At 44.7% G+C, this 23,779-nt stretch carries 20 protein-coding genes and 1 pseudogene; 15 read left to right on the top strand and 6 right to left on the bottom strand.

All coding sequences use genetic code 11. The features are described 5' to 3' along the window. Positions 1 to 6: 6 nt before the first annotated feature. Together KNL20_RS12535 and KNL20_RS12530 are read right to left on the bottom strand one after the other, a co-directional pair. Entirely contained in the window at positions 7 to 972 is a 966-nt protein-coding gene (locus tag KNL20_RS12535; RefSeq protein WP_230398072.1) for an ABC transporter permease, read from the bottom strand. Continuing rightward, on the bottom strand, positions 969 to 2,480 hold the full coding sequence (locus KNL20_RS12530; protein ID WP_230398071.1) for a sugar ABC transporter ATP-binding protein: 1,512 nt from the start codon (positions 2,478 to 2,480) through the stop codon (positions 969 to 971). The genes KNL20_RS12535 and KNL20_RS12530 overlap by 4 nt, the downstream gene beginning before the upstream one ends. 345 nt (positions 2,481 to 2,825) lie before the next feature. Here KNL20_RS12530 and KNL20_RS12525 point away from each other — a divergent pair, with 345 nt between their 5' ends. From KNL20_RS12525 to KNL20_RS16290, 7 genes and pseudogenes are all read left to right on the top strand, one after another. Next, positions 2,826 to 3,926 carry an alcohol dehydrogenase catalytic domain-containing protein gene (locus tag KNL20_RS12525; RefSeq protein WP_230398070.1) on the top strand — a complete coding sequence of 367 codons (1,101 nt, stop codon included), beginning with the start codon at positions 2,826 to 2,828 and terminating at the stop codon, positions 3,924 to 3,926. A 2-nt stretch (positions 3,927 to 3,928) separates the two neighbouring features. Next, the gene (locus tag KNL20_RS12520) at positions 3,929 to 4,924 is read left to right on the top strand and encodes a dihydroxyacetone kinase subunit DhaK (RefSeq protein ID WP_230398069.1); all 996 of its coding nucleotides are present in this window, start codon (positions 3,929 to 3,931) and stop codon (positions 4,922 to 4,924) included. 11 nt (positions 4,925 to 4,935) lie between these two features. Beyond that, entirely contained in the window at positions 4,936 to 5,562 is a 627-nt protein-coding gene (dhaL, locus tag KNL20_RS12515; protein WP_230398068.1) for a dihydroxyacetone kinase subunit DhaL, read from the top strand. A gap of 14 nt (positions 5,563 to 5,576) precedes the next feature. Further along, positions 5,577 to 6,032, top strand: coding sequence for a ribose 5-phosphate isomerase B (rpiB, locus tag KNL20_RS12510; RefSeq protein ID WP_230398067.1), 456 nt, complete (start codon positions 5,577 to 5,579; stop codon positions 6,030 to 6,032). Positions 6,033 to 6,145: 113 nt separating this feature from the next. Next, complete coding sequence (locus tag KNL20_RS12505; RefSeq protein WP_230398066.1) at positions 6,146 to 7,069, top strand: NTP transferase domain-containing protein; 924 nt, start codon at positions 6,146 to 6,148, stop codon at positions 7,067 to 7,069. A gap of 166 nt (positions 7,070 to 7,235) precedes the next feature. Next, positions 7,236 to 8,981 carry an ABC transporter ATP-binding protein gene (locus tag KNL20_RS12500; protein ID WP_230398065.1) on the top strand — a complete coding sequence of 582 codons (1,746 nt, stop codon included), beginning with the start codon at positions 7,236 to 7,238 and terminating at the stop codon, positions 8,979 to 8,981. Next, positions 8,971 to 10,859: pseudogene (locus tag KNL20_RS16290) on the top strand (ABC transporter ATP-binding protein). Before KNL20_RS12500 ends, KNL20_RS16290 begins: the two are co-directional and overlap by 11 nt. Before the next feature lie 76 nt (positions 10,860 to 10,935). Here the strand turns inward: KNL20_RS16290 and KNL20_RS12490 are convergent. The 4 genes from KNL20_RS12490 to dpsA form a co-directional block, all read right to left on the bottom strand. Then, on the bottom strand, positions 10,936 to 11,532 hold the full coding sequence (locus KNL20_RS12490) for a glycerol-3-phosphate acyltransferase (protein ID WP_230398064.1): 597 nt from the start codon (positions 11,530 to 11,532) through the stop codon (positions 10,936 to 10,938). A gap of 83 nt (positions 11,533 to 11,615) precedes the next feature. Next, the gene (gene asnB, locus KNL20_RS12485; RefSeq protein ID WP_230398063.1) at positions 11,616 to 13,466 is read right to left on the bottom strand and encodes an asparagine synthase (glutamine-hydrolyzing); all 1,851 of its coding nucleotides are present in this window, start codon (positions 13,464 to 13,466) and stop codon (positions 11,616 to 11,618) included. Positions 13,467 to 13,481: 15 nt separating this feature from the next. After that, complete coding sequence (locus KNL20_RS12480) at positions 13,482 to 14,060, bottom strand: dipicolinate synthase subunit B (protein WP_230398062.1); 579 nt, start codon at positions 14,058 to 14,060, stop codon at positions 13,482 to 13,484. A 22-nt stretch (positions 14,061 to 14,082) separates the two neighbouring features. Further along, positions 14,083 to 14,937, bottom strand: coding sequence for a dipicolinate synthase subunit DpsA (gene dpsA / locus KNL20_RS12475; RefSeq protein ID WP_230398061.1), 855 nt, complete (start codon positions 14,935 to 14,937; stop codon positions 14,083 to 14,085). A gap of 142 nt (positions 14,938 to 15,079) precedes the next feature. Here dpsA and KNL20_RS12470 point away from each other — a divergent pair, with 142 nt between their 5' ends. From KNL20_RS12470 to iolE, 8 genes are all read left to right on the top strand, one after another. Next, the gene (locus KNL20_RS12470) at positions 15,080 to 15,322 is read left to right on the top strand and encodes a PD-(D/E)XK nuclease domain-containing protein (protein ID WP_230398060.1); all 243 of its coding nucleotides are present in this window, start codon (positions 15,080 to 15,082) and stop codon (positions 15,320 to 15,322) included. A 30-nt stretch (positions 15,323 to 15,352) separates the two neighbouring features. Continuing rightward, positions 15,353 to 16,624: a cytochrome c biogenesis protein/redoxin gene (locus KNL20_RS12465; protein ID WP_230398059.1), complete on the top strand. Its 1,272-nt coding sequence runs from the start codon at positions 15,353 to 15,355 to the stop codon at positions 16,622 to 16,624. A 5-nt stretch (positions 16,625 to 16,629) separates the two neighbouring features. After that, on the top strand, positions 16,630 to 17,667 hold the full coding sequence (locus tag KNL20_RS12460; RefSeq protein WP_230398058.1) for a LacI family DNA-binding transcriptional regulator: 1,038 nt from the start codon (positions 16,630 to 16,632) through the stop codon (positions 17,665 to 17,667). Positions 17,668 to 17,927: 260 nt separating this feature from the next. Continuing rightward, a complete protein-coding gene (gene iolC, locus KNL20_RS12455; protein WP_230398057.1) occupies positions 17,928 to 18,962 on the top strand; it encodes a 5-dehydro-2-deoxygluconokinase in 1,035 nt (344 codons plus the stop codon). 21 nt (positions 18,963 to 18,983) lie between these two features. Then, a complete protein-coding gene (iolD, locus tag KNL20_RS12450; protein WP_230398056.1) occupies positions 18,984 to 20,915 on the top strand; it encodes a 3D-(3,5/4)-trihydroxycyclohexane-1,2-dione acylhydrolase (decyclizing) in 1,932 nt (643 codons plus the stop codon). Between the two features lie 13 nt (positions 20,916 to 20,928). Continuing rightward, on the top strand, positions 20,929 to 21,714 hold the full coding sequence (locus KNL20_RS12445) for a 5-deoxy-glucuronate isomerase (protein WP_230398055.1): 786 nt from the start codon (positions 20,929 to 20,931) through the stop codon (positions 21,712 to 21,714). A 38-nt stretch (positions 21,715 to 21,752) separates the two neighbouring features. Then, positions 21,753 to 22,763 (top strand): inositol 2-dehydrogenase, encoded by a 1,011-nt coding sequence (gene iolG, locus KNL20_RS12440; RefSeq protein ID WP_230398054.1) that lies wholly within the window; start codon positions 21,753 to 21,755, stop codon positions 22,761 to 22,763. Positions 22,764 to 22,776: 13 nt separating this feature from the next. Further along, on the top strand, positions 22,777 to 23,676 hold the full coding sequence (iolE, locus tag KNL20_RS12435) for a myo-inosose-2 dehydratase (protein ID WP_230398053.1): 900 nt from the start codon (positions 22,777 to 22,779) through the stop codon (positions 23,674 to 23,676). Positions 23,677 to 23,779: the final 103 nt, after the last annotated feature.

Genomic DNA, 23,779 nt, shown 5'->3' with positions numbered 1-23,779 from the left:
TGTCTTTTATTCTTTACCCTTATCCGAGGCTACAAAATTATTTAACAGAAGGGCCAGTATGATGATAATGCCCTTGGCAATTCTTTGATAATAAGAGGGCAGCCCTATAAGATTAAAAATATTGGTAATCACCTGTAATAAAAATACACCGCCAAAAGTACCTAAAATTGAACCCTTGCCTCCGCTTAAACTGGCGCCTCCAATTACACTGGCGGCAATTGCATCAAGTTCATACCCATTTCCCGCAGTTGGCTGGCCGGTGGACATCCAGGATGCCGTCAGAATTCCGGCAAAACCGGATAAAAGTCCGGAAAGTACAAAGGTGAGTGTGTAATTACGCTTTGTTTTGATACCGGAAAGCATTGCAGCCTCGCGATTTCCGCCGATCGCAAAAAGACTGCGTCCGAAAACGGTATATTTAAGAATAAGCGAGAAAATAACGGTAAGTATGATCCATAAGATAGCGGTGTATGCCAGCTTATCAAACAGAAAGCCGCCGCCTATCTGATGGAATTTGTCGCCCAGGCCAAACACCGGATTTCCGCTTGTCGTAAGGAGGGCTGCGCCCCTTGCGATTTCCATCATCGCAAGAGAAGCGATGAAGTCAGGCAGTTTATATCTGGATATCAGCGTTCCTGTGATGAAACCCATGATGGAACCTACGGCTAATGCGGCAAGGCAGGAAAGCAGGATTCCCATAACCCCATCCGAAAATTGCAGTGCTACCATAGAAGAGACCATTCCGGAGAATGCCAATACGGAACCCACGGAGAGGTCGATGCCGCCAAGCAGAACAACAAGCGTCATGGCTATGGCAACAATACCCGGAATAGAGGCCTGCTGCAGCAGATTCAGAAAATTATCAAGCGTCAGAAAATTCGGCGAAAGTATTGTGGATATTATGATAAAAATCAGCAGAAGCAATATCAGGTTATATCTTTTTAATAATTCGCTTATATGTAGTTTCTTCATGAAATGGCCCTCCCTAGAACTGAGGCGTGTAATATTTTTTCCTGATTAAATTTACTCTTATTTGAGAAGAATACCTGTTCTCCGTCATACATTACATGAATGTTATCACAGATGCGCATCAGCTCCTGCAGCTCGGAAGAAACAATGATTACACTTTTACCCCGGGCAGTTATTTCACGGATCAGTTTATAAATCTCTTCTTTGGCAATCACATCGATGCCTTGTGTCGGTTCATCCAGCAGCAGAATATCACAATCCTGCATCAGCCATTTGGAGAGAATTACCTTTTGCTGGTTTCCGCCGGACAGGTTTCTGGTGGTCGTATTGATCGATGGGGTTTTTATGTTCAGCTTTATTTTATATGCTTCACAGGCATCGTTTAAGCTCTTATAACGGATGCGGCCTTTTTTTGAATAATTACATAAAGAAACCATCGCCATATTTTCCCATACGGGCAGGGCGAGAACCAGGCCCTGAAGTTTCCGGTTTTCAGGTGTAAACCCCACATTTTCCTTAATTGCATTCTGCGCATTTTTAATCGTAACTTCTTTACCATGAATCATGATTTTTCCACGAGTCACAGGACGTATACCAAAGATGGACTGGAGAATCTCCGTTCTTCCGGAACCGACCAATCCATATAATCCCAGGACTTCTCCCTTATGTAATTTCAAGTTAATATTGGTGTCCACATTGTTTGATACTTCGGATAATTCCAAAACAACATCACTGGATACCGGGTGGATTTCTGCTTCTTCTGATTCGATTTTAGATAAATCGATTCCAGTCATGTACTCTACAAGCGAGTTTTCATCGAGCATGCTGCATTTTTGACAGACGACAAATTTTCCGTCACGCAGTACCGTTATCCGGTCGCCAAGGAGAAATAATTCTTCTAAGTGGTGAGAAATATAGATAATCGTTATTCCTTTTTGCTTCAGGTCTTTAATTACCTTAACGAGAATCTCAAACTCTGATTGTGAAAGGGTCGAGGATGGTTCATCCATTACTATAAGCTTCGCATTACAGGCTAAAGCCTTCATGATTTCTGTCAGCTGGCGTTGTCCTATATTCAGAGAACTCACAGTGGCCTTTGCATCGATGTGAATATCCAGGCTGTCGGCAAGCTCTTGCGTATCCTGGTAGACTTTCTTCCAGTCGATGGAGCCATTTCTGGCTTTGGGATAGTTATTGATGTAAACGTTTTCGGCTACGGTCAGTTCATTGAAGAGAGATAATTCCTGATAAATAACTGCGATTCCGGATTTGCGCCTTTTTTCAGTCCCATGGGGTTTCAGCAGTTCATGGTCAAAATAAATTTCGCCGCTGTCTTCGGTATATGCACCGGACAGTATTTTCATGAGCGTGGATTTCCCTGCACCGTTTGCGCCTATCAAACAATGTACTTCGCCATATTGAACCCTGAAATCAACTTTATCTAAAGCCTTCACCCCCGGAAATGTTTTGGTTATATTCCGCATGTCAAGAATATAACAATTTTCCTCCATAAGATACACCTCCTTTTTGTTAAAATATTGGAAGATATGTAAATGTACTTTGCATAAGGATACAACACATAGAAAAATGTGTCAATGTACAAATGAACAGATAATAGAGGCGTAAAATTATACTATTTACACAAAGAGTATTTGAAACAGCTGAGAAGAATCATATAAATAGACATAAAACAAGGACTGGTAATAGTGCTTAAATAAGCATAATAATATTCAGCTAATATAAACAATTGACAGTCTTTATAAAAGGATATAGACTTAAGTAAACAACATTATCAAAAGATTAACAAATGATTTATTACAATTAAGTTTGCACAAACAGAAAGGATGGAAGGCAGTATGGGAAGCTTACCAAAAAAAATGAGAGCAATTGTTGCATATGCCCCGGGGGACTATAGATTCGAGACGGTAGACACTCCGACAGCGGGAGAGGGTGAGATGATTTTAAAAGTGGAGGCTTGCGGTATCTGCGCAGGAGATACCAAAGCTTATGCCGGTGCGGAAAGTTTCTGGGGAGGAAATGGCCAGCCGCCATACATAAAAGCACCGATGATACCGGGACATGAATTTGTCGGACATGTTGTTGAGATGGGTGCAAATGTAAAAGGTAATTGGAAAATTGGAGACCGGATATGCCCGGAACAAATTGTCCCTTGCGGAGAGTGTATGTTTTGCAAAACCGGAAGACACTGGATGTGTGAAAAGCATGATCTGTTCGGTTTTCAAAACAATGTAAACGGGGGCATGGCCGAATACGTAAAACTGACAAAAGAGGCCTTGCCATATGCGGTTCCGGAGCATATGCCCATTGAAAAAGCAGCACTGATCGAACCATATGGATGCTCCTATCATTGTGTGGAAAGAGCACAGGTAACAACGAAAGATGTAGTTGTTCTTTCCGGCGCAGGCACACTGGGACTTGGTATGGTGGGGGCGCTTCGCAGGGCAAATCCCAAAAAACTTGTTGTCCTTGACATGAGTGATGAGCGTCTGAAAAAAGCAAAGGAGTTTGGGGCTGACCTTGTAATGAATCCCGGAAAAGAAGATGTGGTGAAAAATATAAAAGAAATGACGGGCGGATACGGCTGCGATATCTACATAGAGGCTACCGGACACCCTTCAAGTGTAACCCAGGGTCTCCAGGCAATCCGTAAAATGGGACGCTTCGTCGAATTTTCCGTGTTCGGTGAAAACGTGAGCTGTGACTGGTCTATTATTTCTGACAGAAAAGAACTGGACCTTTTGGGATCGCACCTGAGTCCGTATTGCTTTGATACGGTCATTGACTGGATAGATACAGAAATATTGCCAACACAAGGTGTGGTCACCAACCAATTTGCACTGGAAGATTGGGAAGAGGCCTTCCATATTGCAAAGACTGGGGAGAATGGGGCATTAAAAGTTGTTCTGGTACCGGAGATGTGCGCGAAAGGAGACTGAATATGCAAAGAATTCTGAATAATCCTGATGACATTGTGGATGAGATGCTGGAGGGGTTTTTAAAGGTACACAGCGATATCGTAGAAAAGACAGACAACCCGAGGGTGGTGAGAGCAAAAAAAAGGTCAGAGGACAAGGTGGGAGTTGCAACCGGAGGAGGTTCCGGACATAAACCGGCATTTATCGGATATGTGGGAGAAAACATGTGCGATACTGCCGCAGTCGGAGAAATATGTTCCTCGCCGACCGCCGCCGCATTTCTGGATGCCTTTCGGGCTGCAGACCAGGGAAAGGGAGTGGCCTGCCTGTACGGAAACTATTCCGGAGATAATATGAATGTTAAGATGGCTGTAAAGATGGCCAAAAGAGAGGGCATTACTGTAAAGACTGTGGTGGCAAATGACGATGTGGCGTCGGCACCAAAAGATGACAGAGGAAAGAGAAGGGGAGTAGCCGGTGAAATCTTCATGTGGAAAGCAGGCGGAGCAAAGGCTGCACTTGGCGGAACGCTGGACGAGGTGACAGAAGCGGCGCAAAAGGCGATTGATAACACGCGCAGCGTGGGTATCGGACTTACGCCCTGTACACTTCCGGCGGTCGGCCATCCAAACTTTGAAATCAAAGAGGGGACCATGGAGGTCGGAATTGGCCATCACGGTGAACCGGGAATTGAGGTCAGTGAATTGGAGACTGCAGACAAGATGGCCAAAAGAATGGTAGACATTGTCGCGGGTGATGTTCCGTTTCAAAACGGAGATGAAGTGGCTGTCCTGGTTTCTGGTCTGGGAGCAACCCCGGTTATGGAATTGTATGTGCTATATGGTGAAATCGGTAAATTACTGGAGGAGCGGGGAATAAAAGTCTACAAAAGCTATGTTGGGAACTATTTCACTTCATTGGAAATGATGGGAGCAACCTTGACGTTAATGAAATTAGACGAAGAACTGAAAATGTTGCTTGATCTCCCGGTGAATACCATGGGACTTACGCAGATCTAAAAGGAGCGAATATGAGTATTTTCAGAAATAAAGATGGGAAAAGTGTGGTGCTGAACATAGTGAAAGCAATCCAGGACAATAAAGCATATCTGGGTGAAGTCGACGGCCTGATTGGTGATGGGGATCATGGCATGAACATGAATAAAGGCTTCACTCTATTTGAAAAGCGATTTGCTGATAAGGAGTTCACTTTTTCAAAGGGTCTGTATGAATTGGGAAATATCCTCTTTTCTGAAATTGGCGGATCTATGGGCCCTATTTATGGAACGATTTTTATGGATGCCGGAGAAGCTGGAGAAAAATTCGATGAAATCGGCAGCAAAGAACTGAGCATCATGCTGCAGGCCGGCATGGATGGTTTATGTGAGATTGTAGAGGCACGAGTCGGAGACAAAACTTTGATGGACACCCTGACACCTGCAGTGGAAGCACTTCAAAATGAAGAGGATTTTCTAACTGCATTGCAGATGATGAAAACAGCTGCAGCAAAAGGAAGGGATTCCACAAAGGATATGGCTGCCAGATTCGGACGTTCCAGTCGTCTGGGCGAGCGTTCAAAAGGTGTTCTTGATGCAGGTGCCGTTTCCTGCTGCATCATACTTACTGCTATGGCGGACGGAATCATAGAACGATTGTAGAAAGGAATAAGCAGATGAAGATAGCGATTGGCTGTGACGAAGCCGCTTACAGCTTGAAAGTAGAAATCATGCGGCATCTGGATATGAAGGATCGTATTGAATATCAGGACTTCGGGGCTGCCAAAGGAGAGGTTGTTCTGTATCCTGATGTAGCATATAAAGTGGCAGATGAAGTGAAAAAAGGAAATTTTGACAGGGGAATTCTTGTATGCGGAACCGGAATCGGAATGGCGATTTGCGCGAATAAGGTACCCGGAATCAGAGCAGCAGTGTGTCACGATCCCTTTTCAGCGGAGCGTTCAAGAAAAAGTAACAATGCACAGATTATGTGTATGGGAGAGCGGGTTATCGGCGTAGAGCTTGCAAAATATCTGGTAGATATCTGGCTTGGCTGCGAGTTTGCAGGTGGAGGCTCAGCAAAGAAGGTCGAACGTATCATGGAGCTGGAACGGGAACATAATCAAATATAGATACATGAAAGGGAATGCCGTTGGTGTTCCCTTGTTTTTTCTCTAATTGTCTCTGTTAAGGTTTTATGCTATGATACAATTAGCAAAACCAGAGAAGAGAGATAAAAGAATATATGAAAACAAGTGCCCTTATTGCTTCTATTATAAAAGAAGAGCCGGTCAACCGAATCGGTGCACTGAAAAAGATTGGGACGATTTCGGCTATTCAGCGAATCGTATTAACATTCCAACGTGCGGGAGTTGAGGACATCTATATTATTTCCAATCGCGAGGATATCTTGAAAAAAGAAATTTCCCGGCAATGCATTACATTTATTCCCGCTGAAATTAAAGACAAAGAAACTGATATGTTTAGCTTTGTAAAATTAGGACTTCAATATCTGCAGTCCAAGGTGGACGGCCTTTTTATCATGCCTTCAAATGTTCCTTTGTTCACCGCGGATACAATAAAGAAACTGGAAGAATCTCACGAAATGATTACTATTCCCATGAGCCGGGAAATATCCGGACATCCCATACGCATTAATGCGAAGGCAATACCGGAGATTTTGTCTTACGAGGGAGGGCAAGGGCTTGTCGGTGCCGTGAAAAGTCTGGAGTATGAAATCAAAAAGGTTGAAGTCGGAGACAGTGGGGTCGTGGTTTATGAGACGAGCAATGAGAAATTTCAGGATGCGCTGATGAATCATAGTCTGAATGAATTGCATCCCGAAGTAAGGGTCCGTATTGGAAAAGAAATGCCATTTTTGGGACCTGGTACAAGGCAGCTTCTTTCCTTACTGAATGAGAACGGGTCACTTAGGATGACGTGTGAATATATGGGCATTTCCTACAGTAAAGGCCGTGGGATGCTTGAAATCATGGAAAAACAATTGGGATATGAGGTGGTCATAAGAAAGACGGGAGGAGAGACAGGAGGCTCCACCACCCTGACAACGAAAGGTGCCGATCTCCTGAAGCGTTATCAGGAGTATGAGAAAAAAGTGAGAGAATACGCAGAGGATATTTTTAAGGAGTATTTCTTTGAGGTACCTTGACATATGAAATTTGCGGTGATAGAATTGTATATAGCGACATCAGTTGCTGAAGAATCCAACTGTATGTCAGAGAAGACGAAAAACAACGAGTTGTATTTATCATCAGATGATAAGTGCATCTCGTTGTATTATCTTGAAATTGAATCAAAAGAAAGAGGTAACTATTATGTGGAAAGAGCTTGCTAAAAGTATCAGAGAATACAAAAAAAGTTCGATTGCAACTCCATTGCTGGTTTCCGTGGAGGTAGTGTTGGAATGCATCATACCTTTCGTCATTGCCAGCCTGGTGAATCAGATTAAAGAAGGATGTGAGCTGCAGGTAATTTTGCAATACGGAATTATACTGGTGATCATGGCAGGACTTTCTCTCCTGTTCGGCGCCTGGGCGGGTTCTGCCTGCGCTACGGCCTCCTGTGGTCTTGCCAAAAATCTCAGAAAAGATATGTTCCAAAAGATACAGAGTTATTCTTTTGAAAATATCGACAAATTTTCTACATCTTCACTGGTAACCCGCCTTACTACAGACGTCACGAATGTGCAGAATGCGTATATGATGATTATCCGTGCGGCCATCCGGTCTCCGTTTATGATCATCTTTGCCTTTGTTATGGCATTTATTATGGGTGGAAGGATGGCACTTATCTTCCTGGTTGTGGCACCATTTCTGGGTTTTGGACTGTTCTTTGTCATTCATAAGGTAATGCCATTGTTTAAGCGGGTATTTAAGAAGTACGATAATCTCAACAGCTACATACAGGAGAATATAAAAGGCGTGAGAGTTGTAAAATCCTATGTTCGTGAGGACTTTGAAAAAGAGAAATTTGAAAGCAGTGCGCAGGATATCAGCAACGACTTTACCCGTGCAGAGCGCATACTGGCATTTAACGGTCCGATGATGCAGTTTTGCGTCTATGTCGTTATGATCTTCGTTCTGACTTTTGGGTCTTATACAATCATTACTTCCAGAGGAATAGATCTGGATGTGGGGCAGTTCTCTGCGTTGCTTACCTATAATTTCATGATATTGCAAAATCTGATGATGCTTTCGATGGTTTTTGTTATGATAACCATGGCAGAAGAATCCGGCAAACGTATTGTAGAAATTTTAAAGGAAGAAAGTACACTTTCGAATCCGGAGAATCCTCTTTACGAGGTCGAGGATGGATCAATTGACTTTAATAATGTAAGCTTTAAATATTCAAAAAGAGCAGAGCGAATGGCTCTGGCCGATATCAACCTTCATATAAGATCAGGTGAGACAATTGGTATTATCGGTGGAACCGGATCTTCGAAATCCACACTTATTCAGCTGATTTCACGTCTGTACGATGTGACGGAAGGCAACATAAAGGTGGGCGGTGCAGACGTAAAGCAATATGATCTGGACACCTTAAGAAATCAGGTCTCTGTCGTTTTGCAGAAGAATATCTTATTTTCAGGAACCATTAAAGAAAATCTCCGCTGGGGAAATAAAGACGCTACGGATGAAGAAATGATTCAGGCATGTAAATTGGCACATGCGGATGAATTTATCATGCAGTTTCCCGGAAAGTATGATACTTACATTGAACAGGGCGGGGCAAATGTCTCCGGCGGTCAGAAGCAGAGACTGTGTATTGCGAGGGCATTGCTGAAGAAGCCTAAGATATTGATTTTGGATGATTCAACAAGCGCAGTTGATACGAAGACAGATGCGATGATTCGTAAGGCACTGCGTGAGTTTATTCCTGATACGACCAAGATAATCATTGCACAACGTATTTCATCTGTACAGGATGCGGACCGTATTATTGTAATGGAGGGTGGAAGTATAAACGCGATTGGAACACATAAAGAGTTGATAGCAGCAAATGATATTTACAGGGAAATCTACGAATCCCAAAATAAGGCAGGTGATAACGATGAAGCGTAGAGTAATTAAAAAGGGGACGACCTTGCGGGTGATTAAAACTTTGCTGGAATTCTATCCTGTCATGGTGCCGCTGACAATTTTCTGTATTCTGTTCAGTGCGGTTGTCGGAGCTATACCTGCACTTTTTATGCAGAAGGTAATTGCACTCGTGGAAGCAAGCTGGAAGAGCGGTGACTGGAGCGCAGTCGGGGAAAAAATATTTTCCTATGTTTCTATACTGGTTGTACTTTACGTCTTATCACTGTTATCAGGTCTGGCGTATAATCAGATGATGGCGCTGATTACACAGGGTTCACTGAAAAAGTTCCGTGTGAAGATGTTCTCCGGGATGCAGAATTTACCTGTGAAATATTTTGATACACATAATCATGGCGATATCATGAGCCATTATACGAATGATATTGATACACTGCGGCAGATGATTTCACAGAGCTTTCCCCAGTTGATGATTTCTGCGGTCACGGTAATTTCCGTATTTATTATCATGATTTATTTTTCACTGTGGCTTGCCATAGTGATTCTGGCCGGCGTGGTTATCATGATGCTTGTAACCAGGAAAGTTGGAGGTGGATCGGCCAAATATTTCTTTAGACAGCAGAATCAGCTGGGTAAAGAAGAGGGATATGTGGAAGAAATCATGAATGGTCAGAAGGTAGTTAAGGTTTTCTGTCATGAAGAAGCGTGTATGGATGACTTTGACAAGATTAATGACCAGTTATATGAAGAATCCAGACAAGCCCATTCCTATGCAAACATGCTGGCTCCTATAATTATGAATATAGGGAATGTACTCTATGTAATTGTTGCACTGGTGGGGGGGCCCTGATGCTCGCTCATGTGCCGAATGTAAGCCTGTCGGGGCTGTCGCTGGGTATCAGCGTACTGGTTCCCTTTCTGAATATGACGAAGCAGTTTGCAGGCAATGTAAATCAGGTGTCCAATCAGGTAAATTCAGTGGTGATGGGTCTTGCAGGTGCACAGCGGATTTTTGATCTGCTGGATGAACCGGCAGAAGAGGATCACGGATATGTGACACTGGTCAATGTCAGGGAAGTGAACGGTGAGCTTGTGGAGTGTGAAGAGCGTACAGGACTCTGGGCATGGAAGCATCCGCATCAGGATGGTACGTTGACTTATACCAGACTCACCGGGGATGTAAGACTTATCAATGTAGATTTTGCCTACGAAGAGGGAAAGACAGTTCTTCAGGATATTACCCTTTATGCGGAGCCCGGTAATAAAGTTGCTTTTGTAGGAGCAACCGGTGCAGGCAAGACAACAATTACGAATCTGTTGAACCGTTTCTACGACATTGCAGATGGAAAGATAAGATATGACGGGATCAATATCAATAAGATCAGGAAAAGTGATCTCAGGCGTTCTCTTGGAATTGTTCTGCAGGATACAAATCTGTTTACGGGAACCGTAATGGATAATATCCGTTATGGAAAGCTGGATGCTACAGATGAAGCGTGTATGGACGCTGCAAAACTTGCCGGGGCACATGACTTTATTACCCGTCTTCCGGAAGGTTATCAGACCATGCTTACAGGAAATGGGGCAAATCTGTCTCAGGGACAGCGTCAGCTGCTGGCAATCAGCCGTGCCGCTGTTGCAGATCCCCCGGTTATGATATTGGATGAAGCCACATCGTCCATCGATACACGTACCGAAGCAATCGTACAGCGTGGGATGGATGCCCTGATGGAGGGCAGGACGGTATTTGTAATTGCCCACAGGCTTTCAACAGTAAAGAACTCTGATGTAATTATGGTATTGGATCACGGCCGCATCATAGAGCGTGGAAACCATGAAAAATTAATTAACGAAAAAGGAACTTATTACCAGCTCTATACAGGGGCGTTTGAACTGGAATAAGAAGTACTGATATAAAAAGTAAGAAAACCGCTGTTTTTTGGAACTGTAACAAATTGTTCCGAAAAACAGCGGTTTTTTAATGCCTGAAAAAGCTCACTTTTGGGCAGGTTCCCTGAGAGATATCGCGGAGTCCGGGCGCATGTTTGACAAACATTAAAACCGTGACAGCCAGAATTAAGAGGATTACTTCCGCTCCATAAGAAAGAAAGGTGTAAATCAGGAATGCAGTGGGAATTACTACTGCTCCCAAAGGAAGATAACCTGTTAAAAGGATAAAGAGTAATCCGATGATACAGGCGGCAAGTCCCCAGGGGGGAGAATACAGAACCAGAAGGATACAGGTGACAGCAACCCCTTTTCCCCCTTTAAAATGTTTCCAGACCGGGAAATTGTGTCCAAGGATAGCGCCCAGACCGGCATACAGGGTGGAGAGGTTTTGCGGCAGCGGGAACAGCCGGTTACAGAGCAGGCAGGCAAGAACTGTTTTTAAAATATCTCCGGCCAAAACCAGAATGCCGGCATATATACCCAGCTGCCGGGTAACATTTGCCATTCCGGGGTTTCCGCTTCCCAGGTCTTCGGGATGCTTCCTGAGCTTTATCCATACTACAAGCTCTGCGGTCAGGAGGTTTCCAAAAGCGTAGCCTACTATAAGGCAGATGATACGTGACATAAGTTCAGCTCCTTTCTGATATGATAACTGGTATCATATCATCAAAGAGGAAGATATAAAAGGGTACTGCTGTAAAAAATGGATCAGAGAATTTGTATTTTATATTTTTCCAGCCAGTAATTTACCTGTAGCATAAAGGCCAGCATCTGCGGTCCGGCCATCAGCTGCCCGTAAAATGGTTTTCCATAATCGGAGGGGCTGTTTAAAAATGCGTGGACTTTTTTAGAATCCAGGAATTGCCGTACCGGTGCCTGAGGATCGGCCAATACCTCCTTTAGTTGGTTCCCCAGTATTTTTTCATAGGAGGGATCATAAGTTTTGGGATACGGGCTCTTTCTTCTCCATAAGACTTCTTTTGGAACGATTCCTTCGCCGGCATGACGGAGGAGGCCTTTGACGATTCCATCCGGACATTTCATGCTCCAGGGGATATTCCACACATATTCCACAATCCGATGATCGGCCAGCGGAACCCTGGCTTCCAGACCGGAATACATGCTGGTACGGTCCATGCGGTCCAGAAGTGTCACCATGAACCATCGAAGATTTAGATAAGAGATTTCCCGTCTGCGTTTTTCCTCGCGGGACTCCCCTTCCAGAACCGGAGTTTCATGAATGGTCTTTTCGTATGCGGTGTGGGCATACTCATCCAGGGGTAAGGCGTGGATAACATCTTCCGACAGGAGAACCTTCCGTGGTTCCATATCCATGGACCAGGGAAAACTGTCGGTCTCAAATGCCTCTTTTTTATGGAACCAGGGATAGCCGCCGAAGATTTCGTCCGCACATTCTCCGGTCAGGGTCACTTTATTGTAGTCTACCACCTGAGAACAGAAGTAGAGCAGAGAGGACTCCACATCCGCCATATTGGGAAGATCCCTGGCGTCTACTGCTTTAAACAGATTCTCAATCATATCTGTGTTGCTGCATTCGAGAAAATGGTGCCTTGTTTCTGAATAAGCAGCCATTTTCTCAGCCCAGGGGCGGTCTTCGCTGGGCTGGAAGGAGTTGGACTGAAAGTATTTGCTGTTATCCTTGAAATCAAAGGAAAAAGTATTCAGTACTTTCCCCTGCTTTTTCAGTTCTCTGGCACACACGGCAGTAACCAGACTGCTGTCCACACCGCCCGAGAGGAAGGTACTGATGGGAATATCGGAAAGCATCTGTTTTTTAATGGAATCTTCCACTAACCAGCTGGTTTTTTCCACGGTTTTTTCAAAAGAATCCTCATGGGGGTGACTTTCCAGCTTCCAGTAGAAGTCATGTTTACAGCCGTGTCTTCCGATACAAAGAGACTCTCCCGGCAAGACCTCTAAGACTCCGTGAAAGACCCCCTTTCCGTATAATTTGGCAGGACCCAGAGCGAAAATTTCGCATAATCCATCCTGATCCAGAGAAGGTGAAATCCCGGGGTATTGAAACAGTCCTTTAATCTCAGAGGAAAATACAATGGTTTCGCCCGCCATGGTATAGAACAAGGGCTTTACTCCCAAACGATCCCGGAACAGAAAAAGCTGTTTCAGCCTGGAATCCCAAAGCGCGATAGCAAAAACTCCATTCAGTTTTTTTACATAGTCTGTTCCATGCAGCATATATCCGGCTAAAATTACTTCGGTATCACTTGTGGTTTCAAACCTGGCACCTTCTTCCTGAAGTTCCTTTTTTAATTCCGGCATATTGTAGATTTCTCCATTAAATACGATGCTGCATTCCCGCGAATCCTGCTTTCGGATCATCGGCTGGTGCCCGGTCATAAGATCGATAATTGATAACCGTACATGAGCCAGACCACAGCCCTGCTTCAGATAGATACCTTCGTCATCCGGGCCTCGCCGCTTCTGTACACGATTCATTTCATTTAATATATGTCTCCACTTTAAGGGGCTTTTTTCATAATTCTCCCTTGGATTATAAAATCCTGCAATTCCGCACATAGCTTCTCCTTTCCGTTATCGGATAACCGGCTGATATTGTTTGTTCAAAAGGGCGGCTTCCAGCGTCGGAATCAAAAGTTCCGTATGGGCAATCATGGAATTCGGCTTATTTTCAGGACTATCCTGCCCAAATGGAACGAAGAAGATGTGCTTCATATTCATTAGTAAACCAATATTTTTCATATTGATTCCCAGAGCATCGTTGGTAGAGATGGATATCACCAGGGGTCTTTCGTTCCTGAGATGTGCTTTAGCGGCCATCAGGGCAGGTGTGTCGGTAATACCATTGGCCAGTTTTGCAATGGTATTTCCTGTGCATGGGAGAATTACAACGATGTCCAGAAGTCCTTTCGGCCCGATGGGTTCTGCCTGGCCAATGGTCAGCATAGGTTCAATACCTGTGATACGTCTTGCCTCATCAACAAAATCCTGTGTTTTGCCGAAGCGGCTGTCTATTGTCTGAGAAGCATCGGAGAAGATGGTCTGCACAATTGCTCCCTCATCTGCAAGTTTCTGTAATTCTGTAAATACAGATTTATAGGTACAAAAGGAACCGGTAAAGGCTACACCTACTTTCTTTTCTTTTAAATTCATACCGTCAACCTCCTTAGATAAGTTATAGTTGGTGAGTTATAAACCGAATCATGGCATCGGCAGAGGATTTTGGCGCGTATTTGCCCGGAAGACCGGGGCAAAGATTTGCGGAAAGTCCCAGCCTGGCGGCTGCTTCATAGTCAACACCTCCGGGAGCCGTAGCGATGTCAATAATCAAGGCATTGGAGTTTAGTTTTTCTAAAAGATCTTTTGTGAGCAGTAAACCTGGTATTGTATTGAAGATAAAGGTAAAGTGCTCCAGCTTTTGCTCCAACTGATGTATGTCGATTGCCTGATCTGCCAGAATCTCTGCCTCTGCTCTGGCCTTGGAGCTTCTGGCACAGACGGTCACATTACAGAACATTCCTTTCAGATAAGATGCCAGGGTTCTGCCACATTTCCCATATCCAAGAACCAGGCAGGAACTTCGGTGAAGATTGTAAGGACTTTTTGAAATTGCTTCACAAATGGCCCCTTCAGCAGTGGCTATCGTATTATAGAACACAATCTCTTCCTCTTTCATGAAATCACAGGTGGAGATCCCCTTTTCTAATAAAGCCGTATTAAAAAATTCCGGTATGGAACCGGCAAAGAAATATTGGCCGTTTTGCAGAAGTGAACAAAGGCTTTCAAGCGTCAGATCTGTATTTAAAGTCTGCTGGTTGAAGACTCGATTCCGCACCAGGGGAACGGGGGCTATGATAGCTGAAGTGTTGCAGATGGCTTCTTCAATGGTAGAAGCATGACAGATGGAAGGATTGGCGGTTTCTGTACATAACGCATAATCGCATACTGTATATCCAAGGGAAGCTAACCCTTCACTGATATATACCTGACGCATATCGCCGCCGATAACAGCAAAATTAATATTTTTCATAAGATAGGCCTGACTCCTTGATGTCTGATAATCTCTTATTTACTATATGTTGCTTCAATATCTATTGACAAAACGGGCAAAATCAAATATGTTGATAGCAGAGTCATACGGTTACAGAGATGGATAAAGGAAAGGTGAGTATATGCAGGAGCATAAGGCTTTGCCTCTTGGGCGGGATGATTTTAGAAAAATTCTACGGGAGATTTTAAACAATGTACAGGAGTATCTTGTTGAATCCAATCGGGAAGCGGGGGAGGGAAGACCGGATATTCTAATTAAGAGTTACGATGTCAGAAAACCCGCTGTGATAATTGAAATCAAACATGCAAAGATGTTTAAGAATATAGATATGGAATCGCTTTTTATAACAAAAATTGTTGCGTAGTTAAAAACGAAGATACAAGGAGATAAATATATGGGATTTTCTTTAGATGTGAGTGTGCCGGTGCTGACGGTCTTTCTGCAAGGATTGCTCAGTTTCTTTTCCCCATGTGTACTGCCTCTGATACCGTTGTATATCGGTTATTTGTCAGGGGGAACCCATGTGGTTGGAGAAGATGGAAGAATCAGTTACCAGCGAAGTAAAGTAATGCTCAATACATTTTTCTTTGTGCTGGGGGTGAGTGCAGCCTTCTTTTTGCTGGGAATGGGAGTTTCTGCGGCGGGCAGATTTTTTAACAGCAATCAGATGCTGTTTGCCCGAATCGGAGGAATTCTGGTTATTCTATTTGGGCTTTATCAATTGGGGATTTTCGGAAAATCGGATATGTTGGGGAAAGAACATAGGCTTCCAATCAAAATGAATACGATGGCTATGTCACCCTGGGTGGCTCTGCTTATGGGTTTTACGTTCAGCTTTGCATGGACACCCTGTGTCGGTCCTGCTCTGGCGAGCGTGCTGCTTATGACAGCTTCAGCCGGCACAAAGGCTATGGGATTTCTGCTGATTGGCGTCTATACGCTTGGTTTTGTCCTGCCATTTCTGGCAGTGGGCCTGTTTACCAGCACGCTTCTTGACTTGTTTAAGAAGCATGGAAAAGTTGTTCGGTATACGGTAAAAATAGGCGGGATTTTGATGGTGTTGATGGGAATTATGATGTTTACAGGGAATATGAACTCAATTACGGGCTATTTATCAAAAGTATCTACAGCCACATCCCCGGAGAAAAAAGAGGAACAGAGCAGCAGTGCAGAGACAAAGCCGTCTGCGCAGAGCAATTCATCTGCAGAAGAACAGCAGGAACTGCCTGACAGCTATGATTTTACCCTGACCGATCAGTACGGAAACAGCCATACACTTTCAGAGTACAAAGGGAAAACAGTTTTCCTGAACTTCTGGGCCACATGGTGTCCTCCCTGCCGTGCGGAAATGCCTGATATACAGAAGATTTATGAAGAAACGAGTGCTGAAGGCAAGGAAGAGCTTGTGGTGTTGGGTATTGCTGCACCGGATTATGGAAAGGAGACATCAGAGGATGGAATCCTGCAATTTCTGGATGAAAACGGATATACATATCCGGTTCTGATGGATCCCGGAGGTAAGATATTTGCAGAATATGGAGTTTATTCTTATCCCACTACTTTTATGATTAACAAGGAAGGAAAAGTTTTTGGCTATGTCTCCGGCCAGATCAGCGAAGATACGATGAGAAGTATTATCAAACAGACGATGGAGGGCAAGAGGTAAAACGTATGGCAGGAACGATACAGCAGATTGCAGAACTGGCAGGTGTATCCCGGGGAACAGTGGACAGAGCCCTGAATCATCGTGGGAGGGTAAAACCGGAGGTGGCTGCAAGGATTGAGCAAATTGCCCATGAAATTGGCTATATTCCAAGACAGCAGAGAACCCTGCCGGGAAGTGAAAATCCGGAAAACAGGGTAAAAAGGATAGGAGTGATTACACAATTATCCGGGTCTTCTTTTATGATTTCGGTAAATCATGGCATAGAGGAGGCAAGGGAAAAGCTGAAAAACCAGAGGATAGAGGTCTTACTGAGGGAAAGCGCTTCTGTCGATGAAAGGGAACAGCTGATGTTTATAGATGATCTTGAAGCAGAGGGGATTGATGCCCTTGCCATCATGCCGGTGGAGTGTGACGATGTTCGTCTGCGGCTCAATCATCTGATACAAGAGAGGAATATCCCTGTTGTTACATTTAATACGGATATTGTAGGAACGGCACGTAGTTGCTTCGTAGGGCTGGATAACCGGAAAAGCGGACAGACAGCTGCCGGACTTATGGGTTTGATGATGCGGGGGAGAGGAAAGGTGCTGGGCATCACAGGCTACTTTTCCAACAGTGCGGGAAGTCAAAGGATGGACGGATTTCTGGAGGAATTGAAGAAAGGATTTCCTGACGTAGAGCCGGTAGGGGTGCAGAGCAGCTTTGACGATACCGGGGAAGTCGAAAAGATTATCCTCAATACCCTGGCGGCGTTTCCGGATCTGGAAGGAATTTTTCTGGCTTCCGGGGGACAGGCAGGAGTGAAAAAGGCTTTTGAACAATTGAAACCGGAAAAGCGTCCATATGTCATTATCTATGATTTGACGCCTAAGAATAAAATAGCACTAAAGGAAGGGACTGTAGACTTTCTTATCGATCAGGAAGGTTTCGAGCAGGGATATAGAGCCTTGTCTATTCTGGCCGATAAACTCTTATGGGGCAAAGAGCCGGATCGTGAATATATGTATACGGAAATCAGAATCAAAACAAGATATAATCTTTAATTATAATCTCTAATAGAAAACAACAGACCACCACTGGCCTCGAGACCGGTGGTGGTCTGTTGTTGTAGTAAATAGACAAAAATAAACATCGAATATTATGCAAAACATGAAAACGGATGGAAAAATGTTTTCTGTATTGCATAGGGTGCCAAGCATGTGCTAATATGACAATATAAATAAGCACATGAAAGCACGCAAATAATAAAAAGGCACGCAAAGCAGATTGGGTGTATGCAGGGCACGAGCAGGGAGGAAGAACTATGAGCTATGTGGATTTTGACGCATCGAGACCTATGGACATTGCACTTTTGGGACGTGTGGCTATCGATTTTAATCCTGCCTATAATGATCAGGTGAAAGAGGGATTTAAGCCATTGAAGGATGTCCATATGTTTGAAAAGTATGTGGGAGGGTCGCCTGCTAATATTGCCGTGGGGGTCACCCGTCACGGAATGAAGGCGGGATTTATCGGGAAGGTATCCGATGACCAGTTCGGAGACTTCGTGGTGGACTATTTTAATGGGGAAGGAATCGATACTTCTCAGATTACCAGATGTAAGGGAGGAGAAAAACTCGGATTGACTTTTACAGAAATGCTTTCCTCCAGGGAGAGCAGTATTCTGATGTATCGGAATTGCATTGCTGATTTACAGCTTCACGTGACGGATATCGATGAAGATTACATAAAGCAGACAAAAGCACTTTTAATTTCGGGTACGTCTCTTGCGGAAAGTCCATCCAGGGAGGCGGCTTTAAAAGCCGTAATGCTGGCGAAGAAAAACCATACCAGGATTATCTTCGACATAGATTACCGGGCATATAACTGGAAAAATAAGGATGAGATTTCTATATACTACTCTGCAGTGGCTAAAGAGGCGGACATTATTATGGGTTCGCGGGAGGAATTTGACCTGACTGAAAACCTGATAAAACCAGGGATGTCTGACGAAGAATCGGCCGCTCTGTGGCAGGGATACCATGCAAAAATTGTTGTGATTAAGCATGGAATGAAAGGTTCCACTGCTTATACCTGTGACGGGCAGCGCTATTCCATTAAACCTTTTCCTGTAGAGGCCAGAAAAGGATTTGGAGGCGGTGACGGGTATGGAGCGGGATTTTTATACGGTTTATATCAGGGATGGGAGATCATTGACTGTCTGGAATTTGGTTCCGCTGAAGCTTCTATGATGGTGAGAAGTAATAATTGCTCGGATGATCTTCCGGGCCCGGATGAAGTACATGCATTTATAAAAGATGAAAAAGAAAAATTTGGCGAGATGATAGCGAGGGTATAAGACAGGAAAGGAGCGAGAAGGATGGGAGATACAACAAGAATGACGGTTGCGCAGGCGATTGTGAAATTTCTGGACCGACAGTATGTTTCCATGGATGGAGTTGAGTCTAAATTCGTAGAAGGGTTTTTTACCATATTCGGACATGGAATTGCAGTGGGATTAGGGGAAGCACTGGATACGAATCCGGGACAGCTGAAGATTATGCAGGGAAGGAACGAACAGGGAATGTGCCATACGGCCATTGCATTTGCAAAGCAGAAGAACAGGAAGGCCATCATACCGTGTGCCTCTTCCATAGGTCCCGGAGCAGCCAATATGGTGACCGCATGTGCCACCGCTACCGTAAATAATATACCGCTTCTGGTATTTCCGGCAGATACATTTGCCTCCCGGCAGCCGGATCCCGTACTGCAGCAGCTTGAGCAAAGCAGCAGCCTGGCAACGACTACAAACGATGCATTTAAACCGGTCTGCAAGTATTGGGACAGAATCAACCGTCCGGAGCAGGTGATGACAGCGCTTGTAGGTGCCATGCGGGTGTTAACCGATCCGGCCGAAACCGGAGCCTGTTGTATCGCACTTCCCCAGGATGTAGAGGGGGAATCCTATGATTATCCGGATTATTTCTTTCGGAAACGGATTCATAGAATTACCCGTCCGGTGGCCGTACAAGAAGAAATCGAAGAGATTGCAGACATCATTGCCCGGGCAGAGAAACCCTTGCTGATTGTGGGCGGAGGTGTCCGATACTCCGAAGCAGGTGAGACAGTGGAAAGATTCTGCGAAGAGTTTCATATTCCCTTTGGGGAGAGCCAGGCGGGAAAGAGCGCCTGCAAATCCAGCCATCCTTACTGCCTGGGAGGAATCGGGGTAACCGGGACTTATGCCTCCAATATTATTGCACAGGACGCAGATGTGGTCATCGCTGTAGGCTCCCGGCTGTCTGACTTCACGACAAGTTCCAAGCACCTGTTCCGAAACAAGGATGTAAAGATGGTGACGATCAATAACAATCGCTTCCATGCCTATAAGATGGATGCAGTTAAAGCCGTGGGAGATGCGGAGGCAACACTTCATGCATTGGCGGAAGAACTGAGGAGCCGGAAGTATCTTTCTTCTTACAAAGGAGAGATAGAAGCGGCAAAAGCGGTCTGGAATAAAGAACTGGAGCGCCTGGGAGGAATTACCTATACAGGTGAAGACTTTGTGCCGGAAATTCAAGCCAGGGATCCCCGGACTATACCGGAATTTGTCAGGATGACGGGGGGAAGCATCACACAGACAGCGGCCCTTGCGGCGATTAATAGAAGTATTAGTAAAGACGCTACGATTATTACCGCAGGGGGCTCCCTTCCAAGCTGTATGCAGCGGATGTGGAGAACGGATAAAAGAGGTGGATATCATGCAGAATATGGATATTCCTGTATGGGATATGAAGTAGCGGCCACACTGGGTGTAAAATTTGCTGAGCCGGATAATGAAGTCTATTGTGTCGTGGGAGATTCCAGCTTCCAGATGCTGCACAGTGAAATTATGACCATTATGCAGGAACGAAAAAAAGTAAATATTCTGATTTTTGATAATTGTGGATTTGGATGTATTAATAATCTGGAGATGAATCATGGGATTGGCAGTCTGGCCACTGAATTTAGATATACGGATGGCAGGAAGCCTGCAGGAAATCTGATTCCTGTGGACTATGCCAAAATCGGAGAAGGATATGGTCTGAAAACCTATACCTGTAAGACCATCGAGGAATTGGTCAAGGCCCTGGAGGATGCGAAACAACAGGAGACTGCCTGCCTTTTTGATTTAAAAGTAATCCCCAAGACCATGACAGACGGATATGAATCCTGGTGGAATGTGGGCATAGCGACCACATCGGAGAAGGAAAGCGTACGGGATGCCTGTGCGGGGGTTATGAAAGGCCGCACAGAAGCGAGAGATTATTAAAGGAGGTTGCAGGATGGAAAAACTATTTGGTTACCCTGAGTTTGATGCAGGCGGTGAACAGGTACTCACCACCTATGAAAATGAATACAAAGAGATGCAGATGGATATCCGGGTCTACCGGATGAAGGCAGGAGATACAAGAGCTTTTATAAAAAACGGAGAAGAGATGGCAATCCTGCTGCTTTCCGGTAAACTCTCCTTTACCTGGGGGGGAGAGCATAAAGAGGTCAGCAGAAAAGATGTATTCACCGAAGGACCCTGGTGTGTACATGTATGCAGTGCAACAGAAGTGAAGGTGGATGCGCAGGAGGATTCTGAGATACTTGTTCAGTGCACCCGCAATGACAAAGTATTTCCGGCCAGAATCTATGCTCCAAAAGATGCGCCCTGGGGATATTCCTGTGTGGGCAAATTCGGTAATGTAGCAAAACGGAGGGTGAATACGATCTTTGATCATGATATTGCGCCCTACTCCAACATGGTATTGGGAGAAGTATTAAACGACAGGGGAAACTGGTCAGGATATCTGCCGCACAGACATCCACAGCCGGAAACCTATTATTTTAAATTTGACCGTCCGGAAGGATTTGGAGCAAGCTTTGTGGGAGATCGGGTGTTCAAGAGTGTTGATGGCAGTTTTTCAGCGATTCCGGGAGGAGAATTACATCCTCAGGCAGTGGCACCTGGATTTCAGATGTATACCTGCTGGATGATCCGCCATATAGAAGGGAACCCATGGCTGCAGACAGACCGCTGCGAGGATGAAAGATATACCTGGCTTCATGAAGCGGACTTGTAATTAAATTTAAACCTAAGGATTATAAGGAGAAAAGTAAGATGGTAAGAATAGGAATTATCGGGGCAGGCAGGATAGGAAAGGTACATATCACAAGTATTAGTACCAGAATAAAGGATGCAGTGATTAAAACAGTTGCGGACCCATTTATGAACGAGGAGACGGAGCTCTGGGCAAAAAGCATGGGAGTTGTCCACACAACGAAAGATTATAAAGAGATTATAGATGATCCTGAGATTGATGCGGTACTGATCTGTTCTTCCACAGACACGCATTCCCCGATTTCTCTGGAAGCCATTCGTGCGGGTAAGCATGTGTTTTGCGAGAAGCCGATTGACCATGACGTGGAAAAAATCAAAAAGGTTGTTGCCGCACTGGAAGGAACCGGGCTAAAGTACCAGGTGGGCTTTAACAGGAGATTTGACCATAATTTTGAGGCAATGCAGCAGGCAGTGGCAGCGGGGAAGATAGGTAAGCCGCAAGTCATTAAGATTACTTCACGGGATCCGGAACCGCCCGGAATTGATTATGTGAAGGTATCCGGCGGGATGTTTCTGGATATGACCATCCATGATTTTGATATGGCTTGTTTTCTGACTGGCTGTGATGCCACAGAGGTCTATGTGCAGGCAGCGAATCTGGTGGATCCTGCCATCGGAGAAGCCGGAGATGTGGATACGGCGGTCATAACATTACAGATGGAAAATGGAGCCATAGCGGTGATTGATAACTGCAGAAAAGCAGTTTATGGATATGACCAGAGGGCGGAGGTCTTTGGCTCGGAGGGTATGATTTCCATAAGCAATGACAGCCAGTCCCAGGCAGTCTTAAGCAATTCGGAAGGCGTAACGGCCGAGAAGCCCCTGTACTTTTTCCTGGAACGCTATATGGAAGCTTATGGAAAAGAAATTGCAGCCTTTGTAGATGCAATCGAAAATAAGAAAGAGACCCCATTGAATGTCATGGATGGATTACGTCCTGTTTTGATGGGACTGGCTGCGAAGAAATCCTATGAGGAACACAGACCGGTAAAGATTTCGGAAATCAATTAAGGAGAATTATTTTATGTTAGACAGAGCAAAAGTGAAATTGGGAATTGCCCCCATCGCATGGACGAATGATGATCTTCCGGATCTGGGAAAAGAGAATACCTTTGAACAGTGTATCAGTGAGATGGCACTGGCCGGGTTCACGGGTTCTGAGGTTGGAAACCGCTACCCCAGAGATACGGACGTGTTAAAAAAAGCACTTGCTTTAAGAGGAGTTGAAATCTGTAACCAGTGGTTTTCTTCATACCTTATCAGCAGGCCTTTTCAAGAGGTGGAAAAAGAATTTCGGGCACAGCTTACATTTTTAAAGATCATGGGAGCGAAAATTATCGGGGTATCCGAGCAGAGTTACAGCGTGCAGGGGAAGCAGGATACTCCAATCTTCGGACACAAGTATGAGATGAAGGATGAGGAATGGGAAATCTTCTGCCGGGGCTTAAACAGACTGGGGAGGATAGCAAAAGATGCGTATGGAATCAGTCTGACCTTTCATCACCACATGGGAACGGTCGTACAGAATCCGGATGAGGTGGAACGTATGATGAAGGGTACGGATTCCGAATATGTCAGTCTGTTATACGACACCGGACACTTTGCCTACTGTGGGGCAGACCCGCTTGAAATGCTTCAGAAATACATAGACCGCGTAAAACATGTACACCTGAAAGATATACGTCCTGAAATTGTGGAGAAGGTGAAACAAGACAACTTGAGCTTTCTGGAGGGTGTCCGCCTGGGCGCATTTACAGTACCCGGGGACGGCTGCATTGACTTTGTGCCGATCTTCCAGACGCTCGAAGAAGCGGGGTATGAGGGATATATGCTGGTAGAAGCGGAACAGGATCCCGCCAGGGCAAATCCGCTGGAGTATGCTGTTAAGGCAAGAAAATTTATTGCGGAAAAGACGGGGTTATAGTTGGTAATTTAGACAAAATGATTTCTAATTCGGGTGGATTCATTGACACAATGTTGAGAATTTATTATAATAATAAAAGTGATATAAGGTGTTATCACTTTTA

Source organism: Novisyntrophococcus fermenticellae, from assembly GCF_018866245.1.
Classification (GTDB): Bacteria; Bacillota; Clostridia; order Lachnospirales; family Lachnospiraceae; genus Novisyntrophococcus; species Novisyntrophococcus fermenticellae.
This window is presented reverse-complemented; position numbering and strand designations above follow the sequence as displayed.

Excerpts from the sequence above, each read along its gene's own strand:
- dhaL (WP_230398068.1), top strand. The coding sequence starts at position 4,936 with ATGAGTATTTTCAGAAATAAAGATGGGAAAAGTGTGGTGCTGAACATA.
- KNL20_RS12465 (WP_230398059.1), top strand. The coding sequence starts at position 15,353 with ATGGGATTTTCTTTAGATGTGAGTGTGCCGGTGCTGACGGTCTTTCTG.
- iolD (WP_230398056.1), top strand. The coding sequence starts at position 18,984 with ATGGGAGATACAACAAGAATGACGGTTGCGCAGGCGATTGTGAAATTT.
- rpiB (WP_230398067.1), top strand. The coding sequence starts at position 5,577 with ATGAAGATAGCGATTGGCTGTGACGAAGCCGCTTACAGCTTGAAAGTA.
- KNL20_RS12520 (WP_230398069.1), top strand. The coding sequence starts at position 3,929 with ATGCAAAGAATTCTGAATAATCCTGATGACATTGTGGATGAGATGCTG.
- iolG (WP_230398054.1), top strand. The coding sequence starts at position 21,753 with ATGGTAAGAATAGGAATTATCGGGGCAGGCAGGATAGGAAAGGTACAT.
- iolC (WP_230398057.1), top strand. The coding sequence starts at position 17,928 with ATGAGCTATGTGGATTTTGACGCATCGAGACCTATGGACATTGCACTT.
- iolE (WP_230398053.1), top strand. The coding sequence starts at position 22,777 with ATGTTAGACAGAGCAAAAGTGAAATTGGGAATTGCCCCCATCGCATGG.
- KNL20_RS12445 (WP_230398055.1), top strand. The coding sequence starts at position 20,929 with ATGGAAAAACTATTTGGTTACCCTGAGTTTGATGCAGGCGGTGAACAG.
- asnB (WP_230398063.1), bottom strand. The coding sequence starts at position 13,466 with ATGTGCGGAATTGCAGGATTTTATAATCCAAGGGAGAATTATGAAAAA.
- KNL20_RS12530 (WP_230398071.1), bottom strand. The coding sequence starts at position 2,480 with ATGGAGGAAAATTGTTATATTCTTGACATGCGGAATATAACCAAAACA.
- KNL20_RS12505 (WP_230398066.1), top strand. The coding sequence starts at position 6,146 with ATGAAAACAAGTGCCCTTATTGCTTCTATTATAAAAGAAGAGCCGGTC.
- KNL20_RS12470 (WP_230398060.1), top strand. The coding sequence starts at position 15,080 with ATGCAGGAGCATAAGGCTTTGCCTCTTGGGCGGGATGATTTTAGAAAA.
- KNL20_RS12500 (WP_230398065.1), top strand. The coding sequence starts at position 7,236 with ATGTGGAAAGAGCTTGCTAAAAGTATCAGAGAATACAAAAAAAGTTCG.
- KNL20_RS12535 (WP_230398072.1), bottom strand. The coding sequence starts at position 972 with ATGAAGAAACTACATATAAGCGAATTATTAAAAAGATATAACCTGATA.
- KNL20_RS12525 (WP_230398070.1), top strand. The coding sequence starts at position 2,826 with ATGGGAAGCTTACCAAAAAAAATGAGAGCAATTGTTGCATATGCCCCG.
- dpsA (WP_230398061.1), bottom strand. The coding sequence starts at position 14,937 with ATGAAAAATATTAATTTTGCTGTTATCGGCGGCGATATGCGTCAGGTA.
- KNL20_RS12480 (WP_230398062.1), bottom strand. The coding sequence starts at position 14,060 with ATGAATTTAAAAGAAAAGAAAGTAGGTGTAGCCTTTACCGGTTCCTTT.
- KNL20_RS12490 (WP_230398064.1), bottom strand. The coding sequence starts at position 11,532 with ATGTCACGTATCATCTGCCTTATAGTAGGCTACGCTTTTGGAAACCTC.
- KNL20_RS12460 (WP_230398058.1), top strand. The coding sequence starts at position 16,630 with ATGGCAGGAACGATACAGCAGATTGCAGAACTGGCAGGTGTATCCCGG.